This window comes from Duganella qianjiadongensis (genome assembly GCF_009857915.1).
Taxonomy (GTDB): domain Bacteria; phylum Pseudomonadota; class Gammaproteobacteria; order Burkholderiales; family Burkholderiaceae_D; genus Rugamonas; species Rugamonas qianjiadongensis.
Map to the genome: position 1 here is coordinate 1 of NZ_WWCM01000012.1, position 26236 is coordinate 26236.

Genomic DNA, 26236 nt, shown 5'->3' on the forward strand with positions numbered 1-26236 from the left:
TCAATCGTGAATTTAAAGTGGCGGCGCCAAATCAAGTCTGGTGTGGGGACATTACATATGTCTGGGCGCAAGGCCGGTGGTATTACTTGGCCGTGGTACTGGACTTGTTCGCGCGCCGCGCGGTGGGCTGGGCATTCTCGCTAAGGCCCGACGCCGACCTTGTTGTGCAGGCGTTGGAAATGGCTTACGAGCAGCGAGGTCGACCACATGGGCTGCTGTTTCATTCGGACCAAGGTAGCCAATATGCCAGTCGAAAATTCCGCCAGCGCTTGTGGCGCTATCGGATACAACAGAGTATGAGCCGTCGGGGAAATTGTTGGGACAATTCCCCGATGGAACGGCTGTTCCGCAGCTTTAAAACGGAATGGCTGCCGTCAACAGGTTACATGACAGCACACGAAGCACAGCGGGACATCAGCTATTACCTGATGCACCGCTATAACCGGATACGGCCACATCAGTTCAATGAGGGATTGGCTCCGGCCGTCAAAGAAGAAAAACTTAACGTAGTGTCCGGGATAGGTTGACCACTACATACCGAGCGCGATGCATTTTGCAAAGCGATACTTTATAGGGTGAATATGAAAACAGTTACCAACATCAGTAACGAATCCATCGCGGAATTGATCATCCGCCGTCAGATGGAGCTTGGAAAGAGTGATGAGCAAATATCGCAGGCTCTAGGCTTCGAGCGCGTCACGACCTTTGTCATGATCAAGCAGGGAAATACGAAGCTACCGGTGCAGAAGGTAGTTGCGCTCGCAACTGCATTGTCCATCGAACCTGCCCCTTTGCTGCGTCAACTTCTTGCGGAGTCGATGCCCGATATTCTTGGCGCTGTAGATAAAATATTGGCTCCGACTTCGTTTACGGTAAACGAGATCAAGCTGGTTCAGACCTATCGACAGCTATGCACAGGTCGTGATGTGAATCTGATCTTCGTGGATAGTAATTGCATCCATCGTTGCGTTGAAAGTCTCTCAACAGAATATTTGGACTAAGCCACTTCGCCATTTCACTTTAGCGGGAAATATATACTTCTCTTGGAGCTGGCAGTATGTTTGTGCTACGCCGACAGCCAAGTAGCGATAGAGATTTGACGCGTCACCAATCTACTGTGAATAGTGATCGCTTTTTTTTGATTCTTAAAGGTATGTTTATGCGAATTAATTCAGCGGAGTTGATAGAGGGGCATTCGATTCTGGCTGTGCGAAATGCGTTGCGCCGGTGCGGATTATGGTTTGACGTTGAAGATCTCGCCGACGCCATGCAAATCGATTTGACAGTGGCCGGCGTTCTAGTTAGTCACCTCCAAGAAAGGCGTTGGTTAGAACAGTGCCCCAATGGTGGCTTGGAAGTTACTTTGGACGGAATGGGTTTCTTGAACGCATCAGGCTCCCGCCCGATCAATCGAGCGACAGCGATCGGACAAGTCGCGAAAATAAGAGACCGAGCATCAAACTTTGTATCTACTTATCCGGAGTGGCCGCTATGCTTGGAAAGAATTGCTGTCTTCGGCAGCTATCTCTCCAACGTCGAGAAGCTCGGGGATGTGGATATTGCACTCAAGCTTACAAGAATATCTTCGCGAATGAGCGATGATGCGATTGGGCGCGCGCTACAAATAGCCGAAAAAGCCGGCTACCGATGTGACTCAATTTTCGAGCGCGCCGGAGGCTTCTTAACTCACTTTATCGCCAGTAATCTCAAAGCTGGCTTACGATCTGTATCTCTTCATGATTGGTCGGACATTGAAGCGCTTGGGTGTGAATATGAAGTAATCTGGGTCAATACTTGCGGTTAATAGAGCCTAGGGTTTTGTGCCATCTAGTTCTCCCGAGAATCAGTGTTTCCGGATTTCATAAGATCGAGCAGCTTGGCTTGAATCGATTCGAGCGGAACGCGAATGTCGGCCGCAGTCAGATGCACGTAGTGGCGGTGTAACGTATCACTGCGTTTGGCGGCGTGATTCAGAATCCGGCGATTGATAGCATCGGAGAGCTTCAGCTTTTCTCCCGTTGTCGCTACTAATTTGCGCAGATCATGCAGCATGAAGCGCGGTGCTCCAGCCCGAGCGGCCATTTCAGAGATGTGCTCGACCGCTATACCCTTGAAAATTGGCTCGTCATTATTGACCGTTGCAAGTCTGCGCTTAAAGATTTCAAGCATGATAGGAGTGATAGGCAACGTGTGCGCCTTCCCGGTCTTTGTTTCGGGAATGCTCAAGGACAGCTCGTCTAGGTTGATGTGGGACGGTCGGATGCCTGAGCATTCGTTGCGGCGCAGCGCTGTCATGGCCGCCATCATCAAGTAATCCCGCTGCTTTTCTGGCAGTGCGTCAACTGCGCGTTTCCAAGCCGGTAGTGCTTCCTCTGCCAATACTCGCGCACGTGGCTCGGCGCGTTTAGGCAAGAGGCCAGCAGCCGCAAATTTGCTAAACGGGTTTTCGAGAGAAAGGCCGAACGTGGCGTTCAGATACTTGAATAGGGCACCGAAGACACCGCGGCCGACATCCACTAGGGCCTTGCCTGTATTCTGAGCGAAAGTCAGACAGTGACTGCTGAACTCTGGCTTACCCAGTTGATCGACCCGTGCCTCATACCATTGCGCGAAATGGGTTCGGACGATTGATTGGTATCGGCGTAGGCTGGCCGCTTTCAGTTTTTTTGTTTCGCAATAGGTCACAAGCGACTCCGATAGAGTGGGCAGGGTAAGCGGCTGAGCCTGAACAGGGGCCAAGCCTTTCCGACAGTCCCTTAGTATCGTAAGAGCCTGGAAACGGGCGTCATCGACGGTCAGGAGAGGCCAACGTCCCAAAGTTGTCCGCACCTGTTTGCCGGAGACGCTTGTGGCGATGAAGAACGTTTTTGTCCTGCGACCGACCCGGACGCACAATCCTGACAAAATCCGATCACGCAGAATTGCACCGTCCCGTGCAGGATGCTTTTGGAGAAGGGTGTCGGTGAGGGTTACAATAGCCATATTTTTTGACAAAACTCGCACAAAATTTAGCGATTGCACGCTTGATTTGCCGGTTTTGTTGTCATTTTCGTAGTGATGGTGGTTGTTTATAATTTCTCTGCATGGCGTGTCCGCGTAGATGCTCACTTCCGCCTAACTCGTTGAACTTTAAGGATTATTCATGAGTCTCAAATGCGGTATCGTGGGTCTGCCCAACGTCGGTAAATCTACCCTGTTCAATGCCCTGACCAAGGCTGGCATTCCTGCCGAAAACTATCCCTTCTGCACCATCGAGCCTAACGTAGGCGTGGTGGAAGTGCCGGACCCGCGTATGGGGGCACTGGCCGAGATCGTCAAGCCTGAGCGCATGGTCAATGCCATTGTGGAATTCGTCGACATCGCTGGTCTGGTGGCAGGTGCTTCGCAGGGCGAAGGTCTGGGCAACCAGTTCCTGTCGCACATCCGCGAAACCGACGCCATCGTCAACGTGGTGCGCTGCTTCGAAGACGACAACGTGATCCACGTGGCCGGCAAAGTGAGCCCGCTGGACGACATCGAAGTGATCCAGACCGAACTGGCGCTGGCCGACCTCGGCACCGTGGAAAAAGCCCTGCACCGTGAAAACAAGAAAGCCCGTTCCGGCGACAAGGATGCGGCCAAACTGGTAGCGCTGCTGGAACGCCTGATGCCGCAGCTGAACGATGCCAAGCCGGTGCGCGCGCTGGGTCTGGATGCCGATGAAATGCTGCTGATCAAGCCGCTGTGCCTGATCACGGCCAAGCCAGCCATGTATGTGGCCAACGTGTCGGAAAGCGGCTTCAGCAACAACCCGCTGCTGGACCAGCTGAGCGCCTACGCTGCCACCCAGAACGCACCTATCGTGGCCATCTGCGCTTCCATCGAAGCCGAGATCGCCGATCTGGACGACGCTGACAAAACTGCTTTCCTGGCCGATCTGGGTATGGAAGAGCCGGGTCTGGACCGTCTGATCCGCGCTGCCTACAAGTTGCTGGGTCTGCAGACCTATTTCACCGCCGGCGTGAAAGAAGTGCGCGCCTGGACCATCCATATTGGCGACACGGCACCGCAGGCCGCAGGCGTGATCCACACCGATTTCGAGCGCGGCTTCATCCGTGCCCAGACGATCGCGTTCGACGATTTTATCCAGTACAAAGGCGAGGCCGGTGCCAAGGAAGCGGGCAAGATGCGCGCTGAAGGCAAGGAATACATCGTTAAAGACGGTGACGTGCTGAATTTCCTGTTCAACGTCTAAGCCGAATTCTGACCTTGCATCAGTCCCCAAGCCTCGCAGTTGCGAGGCTTTTTTATTGGTGAATATTTCATAATAAAACTGATCTAGAGCAAAAAACGACAGAATAATTTTCATTATGAAAACATTCCGATAATTATTTCAATAGCGCCAATCGATTGTATATATTTCCTGAAAGCACTTAGGTATTATTCAGAGAGCGACTCTTCCAGAGCCCTGCCGCTAGCTTGCCCGCAGGTCTGACCTTCCCCGCCCCGAACTGGTGGTTGCTTTCCGCCCCAATGCGGATGTCCTGTTGCCTGGCCAAAAGCTGGCGCAATTGCCCATGGTGCCCGATCCTGCACCGTCACCTATCCGTTGAATGTTCCGCAATGCTGGCTACTTTTTTTGCTCCCGGTAAGCGCCTGATGCGTCAGTTGCGTATGCCTACCAAATTCGCTCTGATTGTTGTTGCGCTGCTGATTCCGCTGCTGATGCTGCTGTTTCTATATGTGAGCAAGGCCAATCAGGATATTGATTTCGCGCTCAAGGAAAAATCCGGCGTGCATTACCACCGTCAGGTGAATGCCCTGATGAACAGCACGCTGCAGCATCGTGGACAGACGCTGCTGAAGTTGCTGGATACGGAGAATCCGGCCGAGATGCAGGCTGCCGCCGAGCAGGTGCGCGCCCAGTTTGCCAGCATGAAGAAAGATCTGGAGCAGGAAGATCCATTCAAACTGCTGCCATTGCTCAAAGAAGCGGAAGTCCTGTGGAATCAGGCGCTGAACGGTTCGTATAGCGATACGGCGCAGATTACGGCCAAATATGCGCCCCTCAACCGTGCCCTCACGGCAGTACGGCGCGCCATTTCCGATGGTTCGCAACTGGCGCTCGATCCTGATGAAGATTCTTATTATCTGATGCTGGCAGGCACAGACAAGATGCCGCTGATTACCGAACAGCTGGCGCCCTTGCGCGGGCTGGTGACCTTTGTAGCGGCCCAGCCCGATAAGGCCCAGGCCACCATGGTGCGCATAGCCGGCTATCTGGCGCTGATCCGCAACGAGATCGACGATACGCGCGACGAGCTGCTTCGTGCCGGTAAGGCAAATCCTGCTGCACTGGCCAAGGTTGATCAGGCGCCGCTGGCCGCAGCCGATGCCTATCTGGAACAGATTAATGCAACCATCGTCAAATCCGTCAGCGCCATTCCCTTCCGCATCTACGCCGAGGGCACCAAGGTCATGGCGGCCAATTCCAAGCTGACCAACCAGATGCTCGATGGCCTGGAAGAGGCACTGGACGGCCGTGTGCTGCGTCTGCGCATGATGCGCAACACCCTGCTCGCCGGCGTGATCCTGGCGCTGTCGGTGGCGGCCTATGCGCTGGTGACCTTCTATCTGGCCAGCCTGAGCGGTCTGAACGCGATTACCCGCCGGGTAGAGCGCATGGGTAATGGCGACCTGAGCGATAGCACGGCCGCCAGCGGCAAGGATGAAGTGACGGCCGCCATCAATATGGTGCGCGGCAGTGTAGGCAAGCTGCACCAGATCGTGGCCGGGGTGCGGGTGTCGGCCGAATCCATCAGTCTGGCCGCGTCGGAAATCGCCGCCGGTAATAACGACCTGGCCCAGCGCGGCGCACGTATCGCCGGCACGGTGCAGGAAGCCTCGTCGAATATGGACGCGCTCGATCAGGCCGTGGCGCACAATCTGGCCAACGCCAAGATGGCCGATGAACTGGCGATGTCGGCCTATAACGTGGCCAGCAGCGGCGAGCAGACCGTGTCGAATGCGGTGGCGATGATGGAAAAGATTACCCAGTCCTCGCGCAAGATCGGCGAGATCACGCAGGTGATCGAGGGCATCGCATTCCAGACCAATATTCTGGCGCTGAACGCCGCGGTGGAAGCGGCACGTGCTGGCGAGCAGGGCCGCGGCTTTGCCGTGGTAGCCTCGGAAGTGCGTAATCTGGCCCAGCGCAGCAGCAGTGCCGCCAAGGAAATTGGCGATCTGATCCGTACCTCGATCGGCGACGTCGATGAGGGCGCGCGCTTCGTGAATGCTGCCGGTACGACGATGAGCGATATCGTGCAGTCGGTGCAGCGGGTGAATGCCATCATGGACCAGATCACGCAGGACTCGAATCAGCAGGCGCAGCAGATCAACCAGATGGCCGCGTCGGTGCGCGAGGTGGATGCCAGCACACAGGAAAATGCGGCCATGGTAGAGGAGATTGCGGCCGCCGTGATGTCGCTGGAAGAGCGCGCTACCTTCCTGTCGGATTCGGTGCAGGTATTCCAGCTCGGCACCAAAACGCCCGTGCATGCCGTGAGCAAGACGCATCTGAAACTGGCGCGTCGCACGGGACGCGCACTGGATGCTGCCGCCTAGCATGATGCTGTGTTGCAGCGACGCACGCCCATGCGCCGCTGCAGAGACAGCGTGGTAGTATTGCCGGCATGACAAAGGTACGCATCCGGGGCTGGCTGGCTTGTTTGGCGCTGTGTTTGCCATGGCGGCTGGGTCTGGCTGCCCAGACCATTCCTCTGTATGTGTTCTATTCGGGGCCGACCTTTGCGGTCGGCATGCCCGGCAACCTCAGCGAAAAAATGGCCGACTGGCTGACCCAGCGTTCCGCCGGGCGTTACCAGTTCATTGCTACCCAGCTTCCGCGCCGCCGTTTGCAGCTGATGCTCGAGCAGTCCCACTGGCAGGGCGTGGTCGCCTGGGCCAATCCGCGCTGGTTCGGCGCAGCAGCGGCGCGCCAGAGCTGGAGCAGCTACTATATGGTCGATGCCAATCTGGTGGCGTCCCTGCGCAGCAGCCCGTTCGATTATCAGGGCGATGTGTCGCTGCACGGCCAGCGCATCGGCACCGTGGAGGGCTTTTCCTACAAGGGTTTTGATGCCTTGTTGCAGGCCGGCGTGGTGAGCAGGGATGAAGCCGATAGCGAGGCGCGCAATCTGCTCAAGCTGCAGCAGCGCCGCGTGCCCGTGGCATTTCTGCAGGCCAGCTCCATGCCGCGCATGCGCCAGCTGTATCCCGATCTCGATAGCTGGCTTTACCTCGCGGCCCGGCCGCGCACGGTGTTCGAGCGGGGCTTCTTCCTTGCGCCCAACCAGCCGCAGTTGCTGGCTTTTCTCAATCAGCAGAGTGCGGCGCTGCTGACGGATCGCCAGTGGCAGCAGGAATTTGATACCTGCAAACATATCCTGCCGCGCAACTCGGGGGCCAGCGAAGCTCAGCGCAAGCTGTGCCGTTAAGCGCCGGCCCGGCTTTGTTGGGTATAATCGCCAGATAGCCGGAGTCCTGCTCCGATCAGACACCGGTCCGCAGGGGCTGGCGTCATCATCTGCTTCACCCATCACTAGAAAAATATCTTCATGGCTTCTTCCAACGAAAACGTCAGCATGGCGCTGTTCTGCGACTTCGAAAACGTCGCGCTCGGTGTGCGTGACGCCAATTACGATAAATTCGATATCAAGCCCGTGCTGGAACGTCTGCTGCTCAAGGGCAGCATCGTAGTCAAGAAAGCATATTGCGACTGGGACCGCTACAAGGGCTTCAAAGGGCCCATGCATGAAGCCAACTTCGAGCTGATCGAAATTCCCCATGTGCGCCTGTCCGGCAAGAACTCGGCCGACATCCGCATGGTGGTCGATGCGCTGGACCTGTGCTACACCAAGTCGCACGTTGACACCTTCGTCATCATTTCCGGCGATTCCGATTTCTCGCCGCTGGTGTCCAAGTTGCGCGAGAACGCCAAGAAGGTCATCGGCGTGGGCGTCAAGCAATCGACTTCCGACCTGCTGGTGGCAAACTGCGACGAATTCATTTTCTACGATGATCTGGTACGCGAAAGCCGCCGCGCCAAGCGCGATGCCAACGAAAACCGCCCAGCCGTCAAGCGCACGCCGGAAGAGGAGCGCGCCCGCCGTGACGAGATGGACAAGCGCCGCAATCAGGCGGTGGAAATTGCCATCGATACCTTCGAAGCACTGGTGCTGGAACGTGGCGACAGCGGCAAGATCTGGGCTTCCGTGCTGAAGGAAGCGATCAAGCGCCGCAAGCCCGATTTCAGCGAGTCCTATTATGGCTTCCGCACTTTCGGCAATCTGATCGAGGAATGCAAGGCGCGCGGCCTGCTGGAGTTTGGCCGCGACGAAAAATCGGGTGCCTATGTTTATCGTGGCTCGGGCGTGCCTGTGCCGGTAGCCGTGGCGAACGATGCGCCAGCGGGCGACGCGCCAGCTAGCGTGGATGGCGAAGCAGGCAAGGCGGAATCGCGCCGTAGCCGCAATCGTGGCCGTACGGCGGCAGAACGTTTCGCCATTCGTCAGGCCGAGCGTCAGGCGCGTGCAGCGCAGGCTGGCGAGCTGCCAGCCGGTGTCGAGGCTGATGCGGCGCCAGTAGCGGAAGGCGCAGCACAGCCAGAGACTGCGCAGGCCGAGGTGGCCGCGCCGGTAGTGGCAAACGAGGCGCCGGCGCCAGCCGATGGCGCAGCTGTCAGCACCACGCCAGCCAAGAAGAAAAACGGCACCAAGCCGCCAGCCCGCAAGGTCAAAGCAGCGAACAAGCAGAAGGCAGAGCCGCAGGGCGAGGCCAAGGCCGAACAGCCAGCCGTAGCCCAGCCTGAAACCCGGCCTGAGCTGCCGGCCGTCGTGGAAGCTGCAGCGCAGCCTGCAGCCAAACCCGCGGCTGGTGCGGCGAAGAATGCCGGACAGCGCAAGCCCAAGCCTGCAGGCAAACCGGCAAAAGCTGCCGAAGTCGCACCCGAGGCTGCGCCGGCTTCAGCGTCGGCACCGACGGGCGAGGGCGCCGATGGCAAGGCTGGGCAGGCCAAACCGGCCCGCAAGCCGGCTGCGCGCAAGCCGCGCCCGCCCAAAGCCGCTAAACCCGCCGCTGGCGCAGAGTAAGGCCCCATATGGCCACGCTCGCATCCCTGATACTGTATCCGGTGAAGTCCTGTGGTGGCCTGTCCTTGCAGCAGGCCACGCTGACCGTGCAAGGCCTGCAGCATGGCGGCATCGGCGACCGCGAATGGGTGGTGGTCGATGCGGCAGGGATCTGCCTGACCCAGCGCGAATATCCGCGCATGTCGCTGATCAAGCCCGCACTGCTGGATGGGCAGCTAGTCCTCAGCGCGCCGGACGCGGAAGCACTGGCGCTGCCGCTGGCGCGTGACGCGTCCGCGGCCACGCTGACCGTGCAGGTATGGGACGATCAGGTGCGGGCCAGTGATAGCGGCGAGCAGGCCGCAGCGTGGTTCAGCGCCGTACTGGGCGTGCCTTGCCGGCTGGCCCGCTTCCATCCGCAGGCCGAGCGTGCCGTGAGCCAGACCTGGAGTGGCGGTATTGCGGCCACCACGCTGTTCTCCGATGGTTATCCGCTACTGCTTACCAGCACTGCGTCGCTGGAAGAACTCAATCAGCGCCTGCTGCGTGCAGGCCGCGCCGCGCTGCCCATGAACCGCTTCCGTCCGAATGTGGTGGTGGACGGTATCGAAGCGTTCGACGAAGACTATACCGAGACGTTCGCGCTCGGCGAGGCGGTGCTGAAACCCGTCAAACCCTGCCCGCGCTGCCCTATGCCGTCGGTCGATCAGGACACTGGCGTGGTGGGGCCCGATCCGCTGGACATCATGCAGAGCTTCCGCGCCAAGCCGGAACTCGATGGCGCGCTGTGCTTCGGGATGAACTGTCTGGTGGTGGCCGGAGCCGGACAGGTCGTCTCGGTAGGGCAGGAAATCGAAGTCACGCTGGCGTTTTAAACTGCGGCAGCACGCCTTTAGCAACCGGCTGGGCATTCCGCCTGCCCGGGCGGTGTTCCCATGCCTTCAGTTGCCATTGAAGCTGCCGCTGAATTTACAAGCGGCAAAACTTGGCGTAATGTGGCATATGGTAAGAAATCAGGCGAAATCAGGCGAGTGAAGGCATTTATGACGCACACGGCATCCGGCACGTTACGGCCACAGGCTACGCCCGCTACGGCGGCGGATCTGGCCGCCGAGAACCAGGCGCTGCGCGCGCGTATGGCCTATCTGCTTGAACAGGCGGAGCGCAACCACTCGATCATGACGCGCCATCAGGCGTTTGATCTGGAAATTGTCGGCGCTGCTAATTTTCCCGAACTGATAGGCATTATCTTCCGCGTCTTACCGGTTATATCGGAACTCGATTGCGTAACTTTAACGCTGCTTGATGAAGATGCCGATATCCGTGAAGTGATGCTCAAGCTCGATGTGGTGTTCGAGGATTTTCCCGGACTGATCTTCGTCGAGGCGGTCGACGCCATGGGGCTGGAACTGGCGCCGCGCAATGCGCAGGCCGCCGCGCCGCGGCCGCAGCTGGGCATGTACGATGCGCGCCGCCACGGCAGGTCTTTCCCTCAGGCGCCTGCCGGTCTGCAAAGTGTTGCGCTGGTACCACTGTTGCGCAACAAGCGGATTATCGGCTCGCTTAATCTGGGCAGCTGCGACCCCACCCGTTTCACTCCTAGTCTGGGCACGGATTTCATCGAACACATGGCGTCCATCATCGCCATCTGTCTGGAAAACGTGATCAGTAACGAGATGCTCAAGTACATCGGCCTGACCGATTCGCTGACAGGCGTGTACAACCGCCGCTATATCGACCGCCGCCTGCTGGAAGAAATTGCCCGCGCGCGCCGCCAGCAGTATCCGGTTTCCTTCATGTACATCGATATCGACCACTTCAAGCGCGTTAATGATACGGTGGGCCATGGCGGCGGCGACGATGTGCTGCGCGAGGTGTCGCGCCGCATCAAGAACGAGTTGCGCAGCTCCGATGCGCTGGCCCGTTTCGGCGGCGAGGAATTCGTCGTGCTGCTGATCGATGCCGATCTCGATAGCGCCGCTTTCGTGGCCGAGCGTATCCGTGCCAGCGTGGCGGGCAGCATGATCGCGCTGTCGCAGGAACTGCAACTGTCCGTCACGGTGTCGATCGGGGTGGCCTGTCTGGCGCCGGGCGAAGCGGAAGGCGATCCTGCCGTTGTGGCGCGCACCTGGGTGGCACAAGCTGATGCCCGCCTGTACGTGGCCAAGGAAAATGGCCGCAACCGTGTGGTCAGCCGCGACCCCGAGCCGGAACTGCGTAACGTAGGCTAGCGCCGCAGCTTCTGTTCCGCCTTGTGCACGGCACTCGCCGTGCCGCGCAGGATCACCACATCGCCGGCTTCCAGTTGCAGTTCCGCCGCCACTTCCAGCTGCGCTTTGCCGCGCCGTACGCTGCTCACCACTGCGCCGCTGTTGGCGATGGCGACGCTGCCCAGCGGCTGGCCCACGCAGCTGGCGCTGCTGGTCAGGGTCACCGAATGCAGCCGTTCCAGATCCGCTTCGTCGCCGCTATCGCTGGCGCCGTGGAAGTAGCCGCGCAGTGAAGCGTAGCGCGCATCACGCGCCATCTGCACACGGTGCACCACGCGCCGCAGCGGCACACCCAGCATCACCAGCGCGTGCGAAGCCAGCATCAGGCTGCCTTCCATCAGTTCCGGCACCACTTCGGCGGCACCGGCCTGTTTCAGCCGGTCCAGATCGGTATCGTCGTACGAGCGCACGATCACGGGCAGGGTAGGGGCCAGTTCATGCACCAGATGCAGTACCTTCAGCGCCGACGGCGTGCTGGCGTAGGTAATCACCACGGCGCTGGCGCGGTAGATACCGGCGGCCACCAGACTTTCGCGCCGCGCTGCATCGCCGTAGGAAACGTGACGGCCTGCCGTCTGGGCTTCCTGCACCCGTTCCGGATCAAGGTCGAGTGCGTGGTAATCGATGTTTTCTTCCGCCAGCAGAGTAGCCAGACTCTGGCCGCTACGGCCGAAGCCGCACACGATCACGTGCTTGTTGGTGGACATGGTGCGGCTGGCGATCTTGGTCAGGGCCAGCGACTGCATCATCCACTCGTTGTTGGAGAATTTCAGCACGATCTGGTCGGACTTGGCGATGATGAAGGGCGCCAGCAGCATGGATAGCACCATCGAGGCCAGCACCACCTGTATGATGAAGGGGTCTATCAGTTTGCTGCCACCAGCCAGATTGAGCAGGACGAAACCGAATTCACCGGCTTGCGCCAGCCCCAGACCGATGCGCATGGACACGCCATCGGATGAACCGAACAGTTTGGCCAGTCCGGCGATCAGGGCGAACTTGAGCAGTACCGGCCCGCACAGCAGAATCAGCACCAGCCACCAGTGCTGCAGCACCATCTGCACATTGAGCAGCATGCCGATGGTGATGAAGAACAGTCCCAGCAGCACGTCGCGGAAGGGTTTGATGTCCTCTTCCACCTGATGCTTGTACTCTGTTTCCGAGATCAGCATGCCGGCCACGAAAGCCCCGAGCGCCAGTGACAGGCCGGCCTTTTCCGTGATCCATGCCGCACCCAGCGTAATCAGCAGCAGGTTCAGCATGAACAGTTCCTGCGAGCGGCGCTTGACCACGATGGTGAACCAGGTGCGCACGATCTTCTGTCCCACAAACAGCAGCAGGGCCAGCACGATGACGGCTTTCAGGCTGGCCCAGGCCAGCGTTTCTGCCAGTGCGTCGGGGCGCTGGCCCAGCGACGGAATCAGGATCAGCAGCGGCACCACGGCCAGATCCTGGAATAGCAGGATGCCGATGATGCGGCGGCCATGTTCGCTTTCCAGTTCCAGCCGCTCGGTCAGCATTTTCGACACGATGGCGGTGGACGACATGGCCAGCGCCCCGCCCAGCGCAAACGCGGTCTGCCAGCCGATGTGGATATCGGGCGGCAGCTGGGTGCCGATGGTCCAGCCGAACAGCATGGTAGCGATGATGGTCAGGCCCACCTGCGCCATGCCCAGTCCGAACACGATGCTGCGCATGGCCATCAGCTTGGGCAGGGAGAACTCCAGCCCGATGGAGAACATCAGGAACACCACGCCGAATTCGGCCAGTGCATGGGTGACTTCGCTTTCTTCTGCCAGCCCCAGCGCGTGGGGGCCGATCAGGATGCCCACGGCCAGATAGCCGAGCATGGGCGGTAGTTGTAACATACGGAAGGCGACTACGCCGAGGACTGCGCTTCCTAGCAATAAAAGGGTGATTTCCAGCGGCGTAAACGTCATGTCAGCTCATTTCTACTCGATTTTGCACTGGCCAGCGGTGGTGCAGTGTTGATTGTTTTCACCTTATGTTTAATCTGGCAAGTTTTTTGCTTTCCTAATTCGGCTATACTTGGGTGTGAGTGTAACCCATGAAAAAACAATGCTGAAAGCTTTTGACGCAAATCAGGCCGCGCATGCTCTGCGCCTTGCCCAAGCCACCCTGCAGAACGAGGCGGATGCCATCGCTGCTCTGAACGACCGTCTGGCAGCCGACGATAGCGTCGTGCAGGCCATCGCCCTGTTGTTGAATTGCAAAGGGCGGGTGGTGGTCTCGGGGATAGGCAAATCCGGCCACATCGGCCGCAAGATCGCCGCCACGCTGGCGTCCACCGGCACGCCGGCGCTGTTCGTGCATCCGGCCGAAGCCGCGCACGGCGACCTTGGCATGGTGACCGCAGGCGACGTGCTGATCGCTATTTCCTATTCCGGCGAAAGCTCGGAGCTGATGACCATACTGCCCGTGGTCAAACGCATGGGCACCAGGATCATCGCCATGACGGGCAAGCCCGGTTCCAGTCTGGCCGACATCGCCGACGTGCACCTGAACGTCGCCGTGGCCAAGGAAGCCTGCCCGATGAATCTGGCGCCCACCACCTCCACCACCGTCACGCTGGCGCTGGGCGACGCCATCGCTGTGGCCCTGCTGGATCTGCGCGGCTTCAAGGAAGAAGATTTCGCCCGCTCCCACCCCGGTGGCGCGCTGGGCCGCCGCCTGCTCACGCACGTGCGCGATGTGATGCGCAGCGGCGACGCCGTGCCGAAAGTGCAGGCTGACGTGAAACTCACCGATGCGCTGCTGGAAATTACCCAGAAGGGCATGGGCATGACGGCCATCGTCGATGGCGATAACCGTCCGGTGGGCGTGTTCACCGACGGCGACCTGCGCCGCATGATAGAAAAAGTACAGGATTTCAGCAAAGTGGTGATCGGCGATGTGATGCATGCCAACCCGCGCACCATCGCGCCGGAGAAAATGGCCGTCGATGCTGTGGCGGTGATGGAAGAATTCCGCATCAACCAGATGCTGGTGACGGATGCCGACGGCAAGCTGGTGGGCGCGTTGCACATCCATGACCTGACCCGCGCCAAGGTGATCTGATGAATCCTAGCGTACTGGAACGGGCCGCCCGCATCAAGCTGATGATCTTCGACGTCGATGGCGTGCTGACCGATGGCAGCCTGCATTACGGCGCCGATGGCGAAGCCCTGAAAACCTTCAATGTGCAGGATGGTCTGGGCATCAAGCTGCTGCAGGAATCGGGCGTGCAGACCGCCATCATCAGCGCGCGCACTTCGCAGCAGGTGATACGCCGTGCCGCCGATCTCGGTATCAGCCATCTGCATCAGGGCGGCCATGACAAGCTCGCGCCTTTCCACGCTCTGCTGGAAAAGACCGGGCTGACGGCCGAGCAGGTAGGCTTTATCGGCGACGATGTGGTCGATCTGCCCATCCTGAGCCGTGTCGGGCTGGCCGTGGCCGTGCCGAATGGCCGCGCCGAAGTGCTGAGCCGCGCCCACCACGTCACCGCCGCCCACGGCGGCCGTGGCGCCGTGCGCGAAGTGTGCGAACTGCTGATGCAGGCGCAGGGCAGCTACCAGCGCGTGATGGCGCAGTTTCTGGTGTAATGGAGTGCGAGCATGCGTAAAAGAACCGCCCATCGCTGGCAATTGACGCTGATCATGCTGGTCGGCGTATTTGTCGCTGTTGGCAGCTTCTGGCTGGTGCAGGTGGTGAATCAGGCCGGGCAGGACGAACAGACGGATCCCTACCGCAACGAGCCCGATTACATCATCGATCGTTTCAGTCTGGTGCGCATGAATCAGGCGGGCAAGCCGGCCTACATCGTCTCCGGTGACAAGCTCACCCACCGTCCCGTGGATGACGCGTCGGATATCGAAAAACCGTATGTGCACAGCCTGTCGGGCGATCAGCCGCCCATGCAGATGCATGCACAGACTGCTTTGATCGATCAGGGCAATACGCGCGTGCAGCTTTCCGGTAAGGTCGACGTACTGCGTCCTGCTACCGAGCAGGCTCCCGTGCTGCACCTGACCACCCCGACGTTGACCGTGTATCCGGACGAAGAAAGAATGGAAACTGCCGCCGCTGTGGCTTTGCAACTTGGACAGTCCAGCGCGAGCGGCGTGGGCATGAAAGCAAACAATGCCACGCGCGAAGTGCAGCTGGGCGGTCGTGGACAATTACTGTTACCACCACGTGCAGCGCACTAAGCGTTCCGTGGATGCTAACGAAAGGATAGAGATGATGAAGAAACTGATGCTGGCAGTGGCCTTGTGCTGCCTCGGACTGGGTGTGGCGCAGGCGGAAAAAGCCGATGCCTCCAAGCCCACCAAGATCGACTACGACGATCTGCAGATCGATGATGTGAAACAGATCAAGACCCTGCTGGGCAATGTGGTGCTGACCCGTGGCACGCTGCTGATGAAGTCGCCGAAAGCCGTGGTCACCACCGATCCCGAAGGCTATAACTTCGTGGTGCTGACCAGCACGCCCGGCACGCCTGCCACCTTCCGCCAGAAGCGCGACGGTGCCGGCGAGCAGTGGGTGGAAGGCGAGGCCGAGCGCATCGAATACAGCGACAAGACCGATCTGGTGAAGCTGTTCTCCAAGGCCAAGATCCGCCGTCTGGAGGCGGGCCGCCTGAGCGATGAAGTCGATGGCGAATTCATTTCCTACGACAGCCGCAAAGAACAGTTTGCCGTGAAAAACAGCGTGACGGGTGAAAGCAAGCCCGGCGCCGGTCGCGGCACCATGGTGATCCAGCCGGTGCAGCGCGGACCGGCCGCCACCACGGCAGCGGCGCCAGCGGCCTCCGTTCCACCTGTACCGGGAAAATAAGCATGACGACTTCCTGCGGTAGCACCCTGATCGTCAAGGGTTTGCAAAAGACTTACGGCAAGCGCCAGGTAGTCCACGATGTATCGCTGCAGGTGGCCTGCGGCGAAGTGGTGGGGCTGCTGGGGCCTAACGGCGCCGGCAAGACCACCTCGTTCTACATGATCGTGGGGCTGGTGCCGTCGGATGCGGGCAGCATCGATATCAGCGGTACCGATATTTCCAGCCTGCCCATCCACCGGCGCGCTGCGCTGGGCCTGTCCTATCTGCCGCAGGAAGCCTCCGTATTCCGCAAACTCACGGTGGAGGAGAACATCCGCGCCGTGCTGGAAATCCAGAAAGTAGACGGCAAGTCTTTATCCAAGGCTGCCATTGATGAACGGCTCAATACCCTGCTGGCCGATTTGCAAATCGAAAAGCTGCGCGAAAATCCCGCCCTGTCGCTCTCGGGCGGCGAACGGCGCCGGGTGGAAATCGCGCGTGCACTGGCGACCAATCCCCGCTTCGTGCTGCTGGACGAACCATTCGCCGGGGTCGACCCGATAGCCGTGATCGAGATCCAGCGCATTGTGCGCTTCCTCAAAGAACGTGGCATCGGCGTCCTCATTACCGATCACAATGTGCGCGAAACGCTAGGCATTTGCGACCGCGCGTATATCATCAACCAGGGCACGGTACTGGCTTCGGGCCGACCGGACGACATCATCGCCAACGAGTCGGTACGCCGCGTGTATCTGGGTGAACACTTCCGAATGTAAGCCACCTAAGCCTCATGAAACAGTCTTTGCAACTGCGCACTTCGCAACATCTGGCGCTGACACCCCAGCTACAGCAGTCGATCCGGCTGCTGCAGTTGTCCACGCTGGAATTGCATCAGGAACTGGAACAGCTACTGACCGACAATCCGCTGCTGGAACGGCTCGACGATCCGCTCGACCGTTCGCTGCGCCTGTTATCCGATGGCGCCATCAGCCAGCCAGCCACGTCGAACGAAGCGGGCGCCGATATTCCGCCCGGCCAGAGCGAGGCCGCACCGGCCGAGGCCGATGGCTATGATGGTCCTGCCGCCGACACGGAAAGCACCAGCAGCGATGCCGATGTGGACTGGAGCGATGCTGGCCGCAGCAAGGCGCCCGACGATGAAGATGCCCGTCCACAACTGGAGGCGAGCCACTGCACGCTGCGCGACCACTTGCTGGAACAGATGCGCGTGCTGGTGCTGGAACAGCGCGACCGCGCGCTGGTCGAACTGATCATCGACGCGCTGGACGAGAACGGCTACCTGGAAGAGTCGCTGGAAGAAATCCATGCGCGCATTCCGGAAGAACTCGAAGTCGAACTCGACGAATTGCAGACCGCCTTAACTTTACTGCAAAGTTTCGATCCGCTCGGCGTAGGGGCGCGCAACGCTTCCGAGTGCCTGGCGCTGCAAATCAAGCGTTTACCGGCAATTCCGTTGGTTACGCGCCGCATGGCGCTAGCAATTGTTGAAAATCATTTGAACTGGTTTGCCCAGCGCGATTTCAACAAATTAAAGAAAGCCTTGCTGTGTGACGAGGAGGATTTGCGCGAAGCACAAACCGTGATCCGCCAGTGCAATCCCCACCCCGGCGCCGCCTTTGCCGCCGACACCTCGGACTATGTGGTGCCCGACGTGATCGTGAAAAAATCGCGCAACGGCTGGCAAGTGAGCCTGAATAACGATGTCATGCCGCGATTGCGCGTCAACGCCATGTACGCCAACCTGCTCAAGCAGGGCAAGGGCGAGAGCGCGATGGGTGCGCAGCTGCAGGAAGCCAAGTGGCTGATCAAGAATATGCGGCAGCGTTTCGAGACAATTTTGCGCGTTGCACAAGCGATCGTGGAACGGCAAAAGAACTTTTTCTCCCATGGCGCGGTTGCCATGAGACCCCTTGTGCTGCGCGAAATAGCTGATACACTAGGTCTACACGAGAGCACTATTTCTCGCGTAACAACTCAAAAATATATGCTGACCCCGCACGGCATGTTTGAGCTGAAATATTTCTTTGGTAGCCATGTCGCCACCGAAGCGGGAGGGGAAGCAAGTTCGACGGCGATACGCGCACTCATCGTGCAATTGACAGGAGCAGAAGACCCGAAAAACCCTTTATCTGACAGTAAGATTGCGGACATGCTAGGCGAACAAGGCATGGTCATTGCGCGACGCACTGTTGCCAAATACCGGGAAGCTTTGAAAATCCCGCCAGTCAGTCTCCGCAAGTCTTTGTAGTTATCTGGTTCCTGTGCGCCCGGCAGCAATGGGCAGCGCACTAACCGCCAGTAACATCATCTTTAGGAGTGTGTATGAATCTCACCATCAGTGGACATCATCTCGAAGTGACTGCAGCGATCCGTGAATATGTGCAGAACAAACTGGAACGCGTCACCCGCCACTTTGATCAAGTGATTGATATTGCTGTCATCCTGACTGTAGATAACCTTAAAGAGAAAGAGAAGCGCCAGAAGGCCGAGATCAACCTGCGCATGTCGGGCAAAACCGTGTACGTGGAAAGCCTGTCGCAAGATCTGTACGCCGCCATCGACACTCTGATCGACAAGCTCGATCGGCAGGTGATGAAATACAAAGACAAAGTGCAGAACCACGGCCACGATGCCATCAAGCATCTGCCAGATAGTTACGAGTCTGCCGCCGCGCTATAAGCCGGTCACTGCAAGATCCGATCAAGGGCGCCATCAGCGCCCTTTTTTGCGTCTGGAGGGCGGTCCGCTTGCCGCGCCTGCGCAGTAGAATAGCGTTTTCACTTACCTCCTGATTCCATGAGCGCACACGTCCACACCAGCGTTAGCAACGGTACCGGCCTGATCCTGCTGGACCGTCCCAAGGCCCTCAATTCCCTCTCGCTGGAGATGGTGCGCGACATCACGGCAGCGCTGCTGGCGTGGCGTGACAGTGCCGAAGTGGATGCGGTGGTGATCCGCAGCAGCAGCGAAAAAGCCTTGTGCGCCGGTGGCGATATCCGCTTCTTCTACGATGTGGGGCGCGACACGCCGCAAGCAGGCAGCGCGCTGCTGGAAGACTTCTTCACGGAAGAATATGCGCTAAACCATTTAATTCATTTTTATCCCAAGCCGTATATCGCCCTGATGGATGGGGTGGTGATGGGCGGCGGCATGGGGGTGGCGCAGGGCGGGCCGGACTGCCGTATCCGCATCGTCACCGAACGCACCAGGATGGCTATGCCGGAAGTGAATATCGGCCTGTTCCCCGATGTGGGCGGCAGCTATTTCCTGTCGCACGCCCCGGGCCAGCTGGGCAACTATCTGGGCGTCACGGGTGTGACCATCCATGCCGCTGACGCGCTGTATGCGGGGCTGGCCGATTACTTTGTGCCGAGCGCCGAATTGCCTGCTTTGCTGGCGCTGCTGGAGGGTACTTCGGGCCAGCAACTGCGCGCGGCCATTGCGGGCTTTGCCGCGCCGTTCCAGCACGGCACCGGCGAGAGCCAGCTAGCGCAGCAGCGCGCCGCTATCGACCGGCATTTCGCCGCCGCTTCGGTGGCTGCCATCACGGCCTCGCTACAGCAGGACGACAGCGCCTTTGCTCAGAAAACCCTGCAGATCATGACCACCCGCTCGCCGCTGATGATGTGCGTGACGCATGAGCTGATCAGGCGCGGTGCAGCGCTCGGCGTAGCCGATTGCCTGCGCATGGAGCGCGCGCTGGTACGGCGCAATTTCGAGCATGGCGAAGTGATCGAAGGCGTGCGTGCTCTGGTAATCGACAAGGACAATGCGCCGCAATGGCGTCCGGCCACGCTGGCCGAAGTGAGTGATGAACAGGTACAGCAGATGTTCGCGCCGGTCTGGCCCGCTTACGCCCATCCCCTGCGCCACTTGTCGTAAGCGGGGGCTATGATGGAGCGCAATACCTGATATCTGACGAAGGGCGTCGTCAGATGATACCCCTGTCTGGAGCTCATGATGGCTACCAGTCCCTTCGATACGCAGAAAGTGGTTGGACGGCTGGACGTCGCGACGGAATTCAGTCTTGTCGTAAACGCGCTGGAAAAGCTGGATGCGAGAATCGAGAAGCTGGATGCGAAGTTGGACGTCAAATTGTCAGAGTTTAGACGGGATTTTATTTGCTGGGTGCTCGTCGTCTGGATATCGTTTGGCCTGTTACAAACGAGTCTGATTTTGCTGCTGCTGAAGCTTCTGCACTAGAGCCGAAACTTCAGGCTTGCTCGCGATGGCGCAGCACGACTTTTTCGCTGCTCTGGAAGTAAGCCGCGAGCTGTTCTGCCATGTACACGGAGCGGTGCTGGCCGCCCGTGCAGCCGACGGCCACCGTCAGGTAGCTGCGGTTATCGGTCTTGAACGAGGGCAGCCATTTTTCGATGAAGTCGCGGATATCCTTGAACAGTTCCAGCGCGCTGGGCTGGGCGTTGAGGAAGTCGATCACGGGCTGATCGCGTCCATTCAAAGGGCGCAGCGTCAGATCGTAATAGGGATTGGGCAGCGCCCGCACATCGAAGACGAAATCGGCATCGAGCGGTACGCCCAGCTTGAAGGCGAACGACTCGAAGAACAGGATCAGCGGCGCCCGTTCGATCGCCACCAGATCCTTGACCCACGCGCGCAGCTTGTTGGCGCTCAGTTCGGAAGTATCGACCACATGGCCCAGTTTTTCGATAGGTGCCAGACGTTCGCGCTCTTCCAGTATGCATTCGATCAGGGTGCGGCGCGAAGCGGGATTCTGCCCCGGACGCAGTTCGTGCGACAGCGGGTGGCTGCGCCGCGTTTCCGAGAAGCGCGCCACCAGTGAATGGGTATTTGCGGTCAGGAACATCACTTTGACGTCGTGCCCCTGCTCGCGCAGGCGCGTTACGTCGTCCGGCAGGCTGGCCAGCGATGCGGAGCTGCGCGCGTCCACCGCCACGGCCAGGGCGTCCAGACCTTCCTTGGTCAGGGTATCGACCAGACTGGCCAGCAGCGCTGGCGGCAGGTTGTCGACGCAATAGTAGCCAGTGTCTTCAAGGACGTTGAGGGCGACGGATTTGCCGGAGCCGGAGATGCCGGTTAAGAGTACGATACGCATAGGACAGGATGATACCGCAGGCAGCAAAGCTGTGTTGTTATCGGCACCATTTGGCGCCAATAACAACAGATGAGAATGATCAATCGCCGCTCATGGCCTGACGCTGGCGTTCCATGAATTCCTGCAGCGTGTCGATGCCGCGCAGTTGCAGGATGGTGTTGCGCACAGCGGCCTCCAGCAGCACCGCGATGTTGCGGCCGGCCGCCACGGGGATCACTACCTTGCGCACCGGCAGGCCCAGCACGTCCTCGGTAGGAAACTGGAAGGGCAGGCGCTCCACTTCTTCATCAGCGGCGCCGCGGCGTACCAGATGCACGATCAGCTTGAGGCGCATCTTGCGGCGTACTGCCGTCTCGCCAAAGATGGCTTTGATGTCCAGCAGCCCCAGCCCGCGCACTTCCAGCAGATTCTGCAGCAGCGGCGGGCAGCGGCCTTCGATCATGTTCGGTGCGATGCGTGAGAACTCCACGGCATCATCGGCCACCAGACCGTGCGAACGCGAAATCAGTTCCAGCCCCAGTTCGCTCTTGCCCAGACCGGAATCGCCGGTAATCAGCACGCCCACACCGAGCACGTCCATGAACACGCCGTGCATGATGATGCGCTGGGCCAGCTTCTTCGACAGGTACACGCGCAGAAAGTCGATCACCTGTGCCGCCGGCAGCGGCGTGGAGAACAGCGGAATATTTTTTTCGTCGCAGATGGCGAGGATGTCGGGCGGGGTTTCCAGCCCTTGCGCGATGATCAGCGCGGGCGGACCGCCGGCAATCAGCTCGCCGATCACGTGGGCGCGCGTGAGCGATTTGAGACGCTGGTAGTAATTGATTTCCTGATGGCCGAATACCTGTATCCGGCCCGGGTGGATGGTGTTCAGGTGGCCCACCTGATCGGCGGCCGAAGCGACGTCGCCGGAAATGAGGCGTTCGCCGCCGGGGAAGCCGGCGAACCAGCCTAGCTGCAAACTTTCGCGATTATCGTCGTACAGGCGTTGTATCGTCAGCGGAGTTTGCAGCATGGGGCGTCTTCGTGATGGGTTGAACTAGCTGGTAGTGTAACCCATAGTCAGCCGCCCCTACACTAACTTAGCCTGCTGCCTGCAGCGTCGGCACCCAGCTGATGATGCGCTGGTACACGGAAGCGGGATCAGGATCGGTCGTCAGCGCTGCGCGGAAAGCGTCGTCGGAGAACATTTCGGCGATTTCGGACAGGATTTCCAGATGCTGCTGGGTGACGTGGTCAGGGATCAGCAGGAAAAACAACAGATTGACAGGTTTGCCGTCCGGCGATTCGAACGGAATCGGCTCGGCCAGACGCACAAACGCCGCCAGCGGCGACTTCAGGCTCTTCATGCCTTTGACGCGGCCGTGCGGAACCGCCACACCATGCCCCAGTCCGGTGGAACCCAGACGTTCGCGCGCGAACAGATTGTCCGAGACGGTGGAGCGGGCGATGCCGCAGTTGTTTTCGAAGATCAGGCCGGCTTGCTCGAAAGCGCGCTTCTTGCTGGACACTTCCAGATCGAGCTGCACGTTTTCCAGAGAGAGTATTTTGCTAAGGTTATTCATATTGCGAATAGAATGTTGCGGCGCACAAATGCGGCCTGCGAGCGCATTATAGGCTTTTTTCTGTCCGGCACCTGAAAACCTGTAGCGTGGTGCGGCACGCTGCTGCCTATGTGCTTATGATACGCCTGAATTAAGCGTGCCGATCAGAAATGTATCGTGCCGGTGGCATACGGCACACTGAGGCTTTACTGGCGCGCGCCGCGCAGATTGGCCGGTTTCTGGGCGCTGCTGAAGTTGCTGCGCCAGGGATTGATATCGAGCCCGCCACGGCGCGTGTAGCGCGCGTACACGGCCAGCTGCTGCGGGTGGCACTGGCGCAGGATATCGATGAAGATGCGCTCCACGCACTGCTCGTGGAACTCATTGTGTTCGCGAAAGCCTATCAGGTAGCGCAGCAGACTTTCCTGATCGATCTGCGGTCCGGCGTAATGGATCTGCACGCTGGCCCAGTCCGGCTGGCCCGTGACCAGACAGTTCGATTTGAGCAGGTGCGACACCAGCTTTTCTTCCACCGGCTCTTCGTCCAGCGCCGCTTTCAGCAGCGCGGGATCGGGACTGTAGTGATCGACTTCGATGTCGAGACGGTCGAGCAGCAGGCCATCGAGTTCACCCATGGTGATCATGCCGAATTCTTCCGGCTGGGTCAGCGAGATGTGCACATTCGCGCCTACCGCTTTGGAGAGATCCTGTTGCAGCAAGGTCTTCAGCGCCACCACGCTATCGAGCCGGGTCTGGTTGTAGGAATTCAGGTAGAGCTTGAAGGACTTCGATTCGACGATGTTGGGCGAGTCGGCCGGCACGGTAATGCGGGCAATGGCCACCTGCGGTTTGCCGCGCTGGTTGAGCCACGAAATTTCGTAGGCGTTCCAGATATCCACGCCGAAGAAGGGCAGCGTGCCCGTCAGGCCCAGTTCATCGCGCTTGCCCTGCCGTGGAATCGGGAACAGCAATTCCGGTGCGTAATCAGTACGGTAGGCAGAGTTTTTTCCCAGCGGGGACAGATCGGCGGTGTTGGTCATGACGGTGCTCTTGTTGGTGAAGGACGGCATAGTAGCGCAAACCTTGCCGTCCTGCCCGGCGCTTAGCCGAGGAATAGTTTGTACACGGGGTTGGCGCTTTCATCCCAGTAGCGGTAGCCGAGTGTGGTGAGGAACTGGGCGAACTGTTCCATTTCCTCCTGCGGTACCTGCAGGCCGATCAGAATCCGGCCCACATCGCCACCCTGGCTGCGGTAATGGCACAGCGAGATATTCCAGTTGGGCGCCATCGAGTTGAGGAAGCGCATCAGCGCGCCCGGACGCTCGGGGAACTCGAAACGGTACAGCAGTTCGTCCTGCGCCAGCGCGCTCTTGCCGCCTACCAGATGGCGGATGTGGGCCTTGGCCAGCTCGTCGTGGGTCAGGTCCAGCGTGCGGAAATCCTGCTGCTCGAAGCTGCGCGCCAGTTTGCTCGATTCGCCACGGTCGGCAATCTGCACACCGACGAACACGTGGGCTTCATCCTTGTCGCTGATACGGTAGTTGAACTCGGTCACATTGCGCGGGCCTACCAGTGCGCAGAAGCGCTTGAAGCTGCCGCGCTGCTCGGGCAGGGTGACGGCGAACACGGCTTCGCGCGATTCGCCCAGTTCGGCACGCTCGGCCACAAAGCGCAGGCGGTCGAAATTCATATTGGCGCCGCAGGCGATGGTGATCAGAGTCTGGTTTTCGACCGGGTCCTTGGTCAGCGCGGCCCGTTCGATATAGGCCTTGGCGCCCGCCACGGCCAGTGCGCCGGCCGGTTCGAGGATGCTGCGGGTATCGGTGAACACGTCCTTGATGGCGGCGCAGATGGCGTCGGTATCGACGAGAATGATGTCGTCCACATATTGTTGGGTCAGGCGGAAGGTTTCTTCGCCCACCAGACGCACGGCCGTGCCGTCCGAGAACAGGCCGACATCGGACAGGGTGACCCGCTCGCCGGCCTTGATGCTGCGTGCCATCGCGTCCGAGTCCAGCGTCTGCACGCCGATGATCTTGATGTCGGGACGGATGGCCTTGACGTAGGCGGCGACGCCCGAGATCAGGCCGCCACCGCCGATGGCGACGAAGATCGCGTGTATCGGGCCGGAATGCTGGCGCAGGATTTCCATGCCGATAGTGCCCTGACCGGCGATCACGTCCGGATCGTCGAAGGGGTGGACGAAGGTCAGCTTCTGTTCCTGTTCCAGCAGCAGGGCGTGGTTGTAGGCGTCGGTGTAGGATTCGCCGTGCAGCACCACTTCCACGGAAGGACCGCCGCGCGACTTGACGGCATCGATCTTGACCTGGGGCGTGGTGGTGGGCATCACGATCAGGGCGCGGCAACCCAGTTTGGCGGCGGACAGGGCCACGCCCTGCGCGTGGTTGCCGGCCGAAGCGCAGATCACGCCGCGCTTGCGCTGGGCATCGCTGAGGTGAGCCATTTTGTTGTAGGCGCCACGAATCTTGAAGCTGAACACGCTCTGCATGTCCTCGCGCTTGTAGTAAATTCGGTTGCCGCAGCGCTGCGACAGGGCAGGTGCGTGCTCGAGCGGGGTTTCAGTGGCGACGTCGTAGACGCGGGCGGTCAGGATTTTCTTCAGATAATCGATGGTCATGGTCTGCAAACATAATGATTCCGGGCCAGATAATTCTGGTGCGTACGGTACTTCAAGCTATGCTAACTAACCGGCGGGTGACCGGGGTGGAGCAGGGCGCTGGCACAGCGCGGGTGGGCGCAAGCCGGACGGTGCATTCATGCGGATGCAATTTATTATAATGGACACCTTCCCCACATCTAAAGAAAGCGCTGAATTAAGCGCAGAAGCAAACGATGATCGAATCTGCAATAGGCTGGCTGCTCGCTGTGCTGGCAGCACCGCAAGTGGGGCTGACTTCCGTTTTTCTGGTGAGCCTGATCTCGGCCACGCTGGTGCCGCTAGGCTCGGAACCGGCCGTATTTGCCGTGGTCAAAGCCAATCCTGCCCTGTTCTGGGCCACCATAGGCGTGGCCACCGTCGGCAATACGCTGGGCGGGGCCATCGATTACTGGATGGGCTATCAGGCCAAGCAGTCGTTCGCGCGCGAGCGCCAGAGCCGCTGGTTTCACTGGCTGGAACGCTATGGCGCCAAGACCATGCTGCTGGCCTGGCTGCCCGGCATAGGCGATCCGCTCTGCACGCTGGGCGGCTGGCTGCACCTGCCGTTCTGGCCCAGCATTGCCTATATGGCTGTGGGGAAATTCCTGCGTTACCTGTGCATGACAGCACTATTGTTGTATGTGCCGGACGGGTTCTGGCGCAGTATCGCCCATCTGCTGGGCTAGTTTGGTGCAATTAAACATATTGTCAACAAGCTGAGTTTGTGAATTAAATTC

The 26236-nt window shown here is 59.5% G+C and carries 26 protein-coding genes; 19 read left to right on the plus strand and 7 right to left on the minus strand.

The genetic code is table 11. From position 1 onward, the window contains the following. The 3 genes from GTP27_RS16410 to GTP27_RS16420 all read left to right on the plus strand — a co-directional run. Positions 1-527 (plus strand): IS3 family transposase (locus GTP27_RS16410; RefSeq protein ID WP_161040253.1); only part of this gene is annotated, 527 nt, incomplete at its 5' end. Between the two features lie 54 nt (positions 528-581). Further along, a complete protein-coding gene (locus GTP27_RS16415; RefSeq protein WP_161040254.1) occupies positions 582-1001 on the plus strand; it encodes a hypothetical protein in 420 nt (139 codons plus the stop codon). 56 nt (positions 1002-1057) lie between these two features. Beyond that, positions 1058-1804 carry a hypothetical protein gene (locus GTP27_RS16420; RefSeq protein WP_161040255.1) on the plus strand — a complete coding sequence of 249 codons (747 nt, stop codon included), beginning with the start codon at positions 1058-1060 and terminating at the stop codon, positions 1802-1804. Between the two features lie 23 nt (positions 1805-1827). Here GTP27_RS16420 and GTP27_RS16425 read toward each other — a convergent pair whose 3' ends face one another. Continuing rightward, complete coding sequence (locus GTP27_RS16425; protein WP_161040256.1) at positions 1828-3108, minus strand: tyrosine-type recombinase/integrase; 1281 nt, start codon at positions 3106-3108, stop codon at positions 1828-1830. 34 nt (positions 3109-3142) lie between these two features. On the opposite strand from GTP27_RS16425, the gene ychF reads away from it, so the two are divergent. The 6 genes from ychF to GTP27_RS16455 all read left to right on the plus strand — a co-directional run bounded on the left by ychF (position 3143) and on the right by GTP27_RS16455 (position 11341). Next, the gene (gene ychF, locus GTP27_RS16430; protein WP_161040257.1) at positions 3143-4234 is read left to right on the plus strand and encodes a redox-regulated ATPase YchF; all 1092 of its coding nucleotides are present in this window, start codon (positions 3143-3145) and stop codon (positions 4232-4234) included. A gap of 368 nt (positions 4235-4602) precedes the next feature. After that, positions 4603-6606: a methyl-accepting chemotaxis protein gene (locus GTP27_RS16435; RefSeq protein ID WP_161040258.1), complete on the plus strand. Its 2004-nt coding sequence runs from the start codon at positions 4603-4605 to the stop codon at positions 6604-6606. Positions 6607-6674: 68 nt separating this feature from the next. Further along, the gene (locus GTP27_RS16440; protein WP_161040259.1) at positions 6675-7478 is read left to right on the plus strand and encodes a type 2 periplasmic-binding domain-containing protein; all 804 of its coding nucleotides are present in this window, start codon (positions 6675-6677) and stop codon (positions 7476-7478) included. A gap of 120 nt (positions 7479-7598) precedes the next feature. Continuing rightward, complete coding sequence (locus GTP27_RS16445; protein WP_161040260.1) at positions 7599-9131, plus strand: NYN domain-containing protein; 1533 nt, start codon at positions 7599-7601, stop codon at positions 9129-9131. Positions 9132-9139: 8 nt separating this feature from the next. Beyond that, on the plus strand, positions 9140-9985 hold the full coding sequence (locus tag GTP27_RS16450) for an MOSC domain-containing protein (RefSeq protein ID WP_161040261.1): 846 nt from the start codon (positions 9140-9142) through the stop codon (positions 9983-9985). Between the two features lie 168 nt (positions 9986-10153). Beyond that, on the plus strand, positions 10154-11341 hold the full coding sequence (locus tag GTP27_RS16455; protein ID WP_161040262.1) for a GGDEF domain-containing protein: 1188 nt from the start codon (positions 10154-10156) through the stop codon (positions 11339-11341). Here GTP27_RS16455 and GTP27_RS16460 read toward each other — a convergent pair. Beyond that, positions 11338-13320: a monovalent cation:proton antiporter family protein gene (locus GTP27_RS16460; protein WP_161040263.1), complete on the minus strand. Its 1983-nt coding sequence runs from the start codon at positions 13318-13320 to the stop codon at positions 11338-11340. The two genes, GTP27_RS16455 and GTP27_RS16460, sit on opposite strands and share 4 nt — an antisense overlap. Positions 13321-13459: 139 nt before the next feature. Between GTP27_RS16460 and GTP27_RS16465 the strand changes: the two genes are divergently transcribed. The 9 genes from GTP27_RS16465 to GTP27_RS16505 all read left to right on the plus strand — a co-directional run bounded on the left by GTP27_RS16465 (position 13460) and on the right by GTP27_RS16505 (position 20422). Then, positions 13460-14458 carry a KpsF/GutQ family sugar-phosphate isomerase gene (locus tag GTP27_RS16465; protein ID WP_161040264.1) on the plus strand — a complete coding sequence of 333 codons (999 nt, stop codon included), beginning with the start codon at positions 13460-13462 and terminating at the stop codon, positions 14456-14458. Then, a complete protein-coding gene (locus tag GTP27_RS16470) occupies positions 14458-14985 on the plus strand; it encodes a KdsC family phosphatase (RefSeq protein ID WP_202416864.1) in 528 nt (175 codons plus the stop codon). The genes GTP27_RS16465 and GTP27_RS16470 overlap by 1 nt, the downstream gene beginning before the upstream one ends. Positions 14986-14997: 12 nt before the next feature. Continuing rightward, the gene (gene lptC, locus GTP27_RS16475) at positions 14998-15591 is read left to right on the plus strand and encodes an LPS export ABC transporter periplasmic protein LptC (protein WP_161040265.1); all 594 of its coding nucleotides are present in this window, start codon (positions 14998-15000) and stop codon (positions 15589-15591) included. A 34-nt stretch (positions 15592-15625) separates the two neighbouring features. After that, positions 15626-16219, plus strand: coding sequence for a lipopolysaccharide transport periplasmic protein LptA (lptA, locus tag GTP27_RS16480; RefSeq protein ID WP_161040366.1), 594 nt, complete (start codon positions 15626-15628; stop codon positions 16217-16219). Between the two features lie 2 nt (positions 16220-16221). Further along, the gene (gene lptB / locus GTP27_RS16485; protein ID WP_161040266.1) at positions 16222-16974 is read left to right on the plus strand and encodes an LPS export ABC transporter ATP-binding protein; all 753 of its coding nucleotides are present in this window, start codon (positions 16222-16224) and stop codon (positions 16972-16974) included. 14 nt (positions 16975-16988) lie between these two features. Beyond that, positions 16989-18467 carry an RNA polymerase factor sigma-54 gene (locus GTP27_RS16490; RefSeq protein ID WP_161040267.1) on the plus strand — a complete coding sequence of 493 codons (1479 nt, stop codon included), beginning with the start codon at positions 16989-16991 and terminating at the stop codon, positions 18465-18467. Positions 18468-18541: 74 nt separating this feature from the next. After that, positions 18542-18898 (plus strand): ribosome hibernation-promoting factor, HPF/YfiA family, encoded by a 357-nt coding sequence (hpf, locus tag GTP27_RS16495; RefSeq protein WP_155436325.1) that lies wholly within the window; start codon positions 18542-18544, stop codon positions 18896-18898. A gap of 117 nt (positions 18899-19015) precedes the next feature. Next, positions 19016-20101: an enoyl-CoA hydratase/isomerase family protein gene (locus tag GTP27_RS16500; RefSeq protein ID WP_161040268.1), complete on the plus strand. Its 1086-nt coding sequence runs from the start codon at positions 19016-19018 to the stop codon at positions 20099-20101. Between the two features lie 75 nt (positions 20102-20176). After that, complete coding sequence (locus tag GTP27_RS16505; protein WP_161040269.1) at positions 20177-20422, plus strand: hypothetical protein; 246 nt, start codon at positions 20177-20179, stop codon at positions 20420-20422. 10 nt (positions 20423-20432) lie between these two features. Here GTP27_RS16505 and rapZ read toward each other — a convergent pair whose 3' ends face one another. The 5 genes from rapZ to ilvA form a co-directional block, all read right to left on the minus strand. Further along, a complete protein-coding gene (rapZ, locus tag GTP27_RS16510) occupies positions 20433-21296 on the minus strand; it encodes an RNase adapter RapZ (protein WP_161040270.1) in 864 nt (287 codons plus the stop codon). 79 nt (positions 21297-21375) lie between these two features. Next, complete coding sequence (hprK, locus tag GTP27_RS16515; RefSeq protein WP_155436322.1) at positions 21376-22311, minus strand: HPr(Ser) kinase/phosphatase; 936 nt, start codon at positions 22309-22311, stop codon at positions 21376-21378. Between the two features lie 67 nt (positions 22312-22378). Next, positions 22379-22861 carry a PTS sugar transporter subunit IIA gene (locus tag GTP27_RS16520; protein WP_161040271.1) on the minus strand — a complete coding sequence of 161 codons (483 nt, stop codon included), beginning with the start codon at positions 22859-22861 and terminating at the stop codon, positions 22379-22381. Positions 22862-23046: 185 nt separating this feature from the next. Next, the gene (gene queF / locus GTP27_RS16525) at positions 23047-23880 is read right to left on the minus strand and encodes an NADPH-dependent 7-cyano-7-deazaguanine reductase QueF (RefSeq protein ID WP_161040367.1); all 834 of its coding nucleotides are present in this window, start codon (positions 23878-23880) and stop codon (positions 23047-23049) included. Positions 23881-23942: 62 nt separating this feature from the next. Next, complete coding sequence (ilvA, locus tag GTP27_RS16530) at positions 23943-25478, minus strand: threonine ammonia-lyase, biosynthetic (protein ID WP_161040272.1); 1536 nt, start codon at positions 25476-25478, stop codon at positions 23943-23945. Between the two features lie 215 nt (positions 25479-25693). On the opposite strand from ilvA, the gene GTP27_RS16535 reads away from it, so the two are divergent. After that, the gene (locus GTP27_RS16535; protein ID WP_161040273.1) at positions 25694-26185 is read left to right on the plus strand and encodes a YqaA family protein; all 492 of its coding nucleotides are present in this window, start codon (positions 25694-25696) and stop codon (positions 26183-26185) included. The last annotated feature ends 51 nt before the right edge of the window (positions 26186-26236 follow it).

Bases quoted from the DNA above. Each gene is read 5' to 3' on its own strand.
- GTP27_RS16445 (WP_161040260.1), top strand. From the start codon at position 7,599: ATGGCTTCTTCCAACGAAAACGTCAGCATGGCGCTGTTCTGCGACTTC.
- lptC (WP_161040265.1), top strand. From the start codon at position 14,998: ATGCGTAAAAGAACCGCCCATCGCTGGCAATTGACGCTGATCATGCTG.
- lptB (WP_161040266.1), top strand. From the start codon at position 16,222: ATGACGACTTCCTGCGGTAGCACCCTGATCGTCAAGGGTTTGCAAAAG.
- ilvA (WP_161040272.1), bottom strand. From the start codon at position 25,478: ATGACCATCGATTATCTGAAGAAAATCCTGACCGCCCGCGTCTACGAC.
- GTP27_RS16505 (WP_161040269.1), top strand. From the start codon at position 20,177: ATGATGGCTACCAGTCCCTTCGATACGCAGAAAGTGGTTGGACGGCTG.
- lptA (WP_161040366.1), top strand. From the start codon at position 15,626: ATGAAGAAACTGATGCTGGCAGTGGCCTTGTGCTGCCTCGGACTGGGT.
- GTP27_RS16460 (WP_161040263.1), bottom strand. From the start codon at position 13,320: ATGACGTTTACGCCGCTGGAAATCACCCTTTTATTGCTAGGAAGCGCA.
- ychF (WP_161040257.1), top strand. From the start codon at position 3,143: ATGAGTCTCAAATGCGGTATCGTGGGTCTGCCCAACGTCGGTAAATCT.
- GTP27_RS16465 (WP_161040264.1), top strand. From the start codon at position 13,460: ATGCTGAAAGCTTTTGACGCAAATCAGGCCGCGCATGCTCTGCGCCTT.
- GTP27_RS16535 (WP_161040273.1), top strand. From the start codon at position 25,694: ATGATCGAATCTGCAATAGGCTGGCTGCTCGCTGTGCTGGCAGCACCG.
- GTP27_RS16435 (WP_161040258.1), top strand. From the start codon at position 4,603: ATGCTGGCTACTTTTTTTGCTCCCGGTAAGCGCCTGATGCGTCAGTTG.
- GTP27_RS16500 (WP_161040268.1), top strand. From the start codon at position 19,016: ATGAGCGCACACGTCCACACCAGCGTTAGCAACGGTACCGGCCTGATC.
- hprK (WP_155436322.1), bottom strand. From the start codon at position 22,311: ATGCTGCAAACTCCGCTGACGATACAACGCCTGTACGACGATAATCGC.
- hpf (WP_155436325.1), top strand. From the start codon at position 18,542: ATGAATCTCACCATCAGTGGACATCATCTCGAAGTGACTGCAGCGATC.
- GTP27_RS16450 (WP_161040261.1), top strand. From the start codon at position 9,140: ATGGCCACGCTCGCATCCCTGATACTGTATCCGGTGAAGTCCTGTGGT.
- GTP27_RS16490 (WP_161040267.1), top strand. From the start codon at position 16,989: ATGAAACAGTCTTTGCAACTGCGCACTTCGCAACATCTGGCGCTGACA.
- GTP27_RS16420 (WP_161040255.1), top strand. From the start codon at position 1,058: ATGTTTGTGCTACGCCGACAGCCAAGTAGCGATAGAGATTTGACGCGT.
- GTP27_RS16520 (WP_161040271.1), bottom strand. From the start codon at position 22,861: ATGAATAACCTTAGCAAAATACTCTCTCTGGAAAACGTGCAGCTCGAT.
- GTP27_RS16470 (WP_202416864.1), top strand. From the start codon at position 14,458: ATGAATCCTAGCGTACTGGAACGGGCCGCCCGCATCAAGCTGATGATC.
- GTP27_RS16415 (WP_161040254.1), top strand. From the start codon at position 582: ATGAAAACAGTTACCAACATCAGTAACGAATCCATCGCGGAATTGATC.
- rapZ (WP_161040270.1), bottom strand. From the start codon at position 21,296: ATGCGTATCGTACTCTTAACCGGCATCTCCGGCTCCGGCAAATCCGTC.
- queF (WP_161040367.1), bottom strand. From the start codon at position 23,880: ATGACCAACACCGCCGATCTGTCCCCGCTGGGAAAAAACTCTGCCTAC.
- GTP27_RS16455 (WP_161040262.1), top strand. From the start codon at position 10,154: ATGACGCACACGGCATCCGGCACGTTACGGCCACAGGCTACGCCCGCT.
- GTP27_RS16440 (WP_161040259.1), top strand. From the start codon at position 6,675: ATGACAAAGGTACGCATCCGGGGCTGGCTGGCTTGTTTGGCGCTGTGT.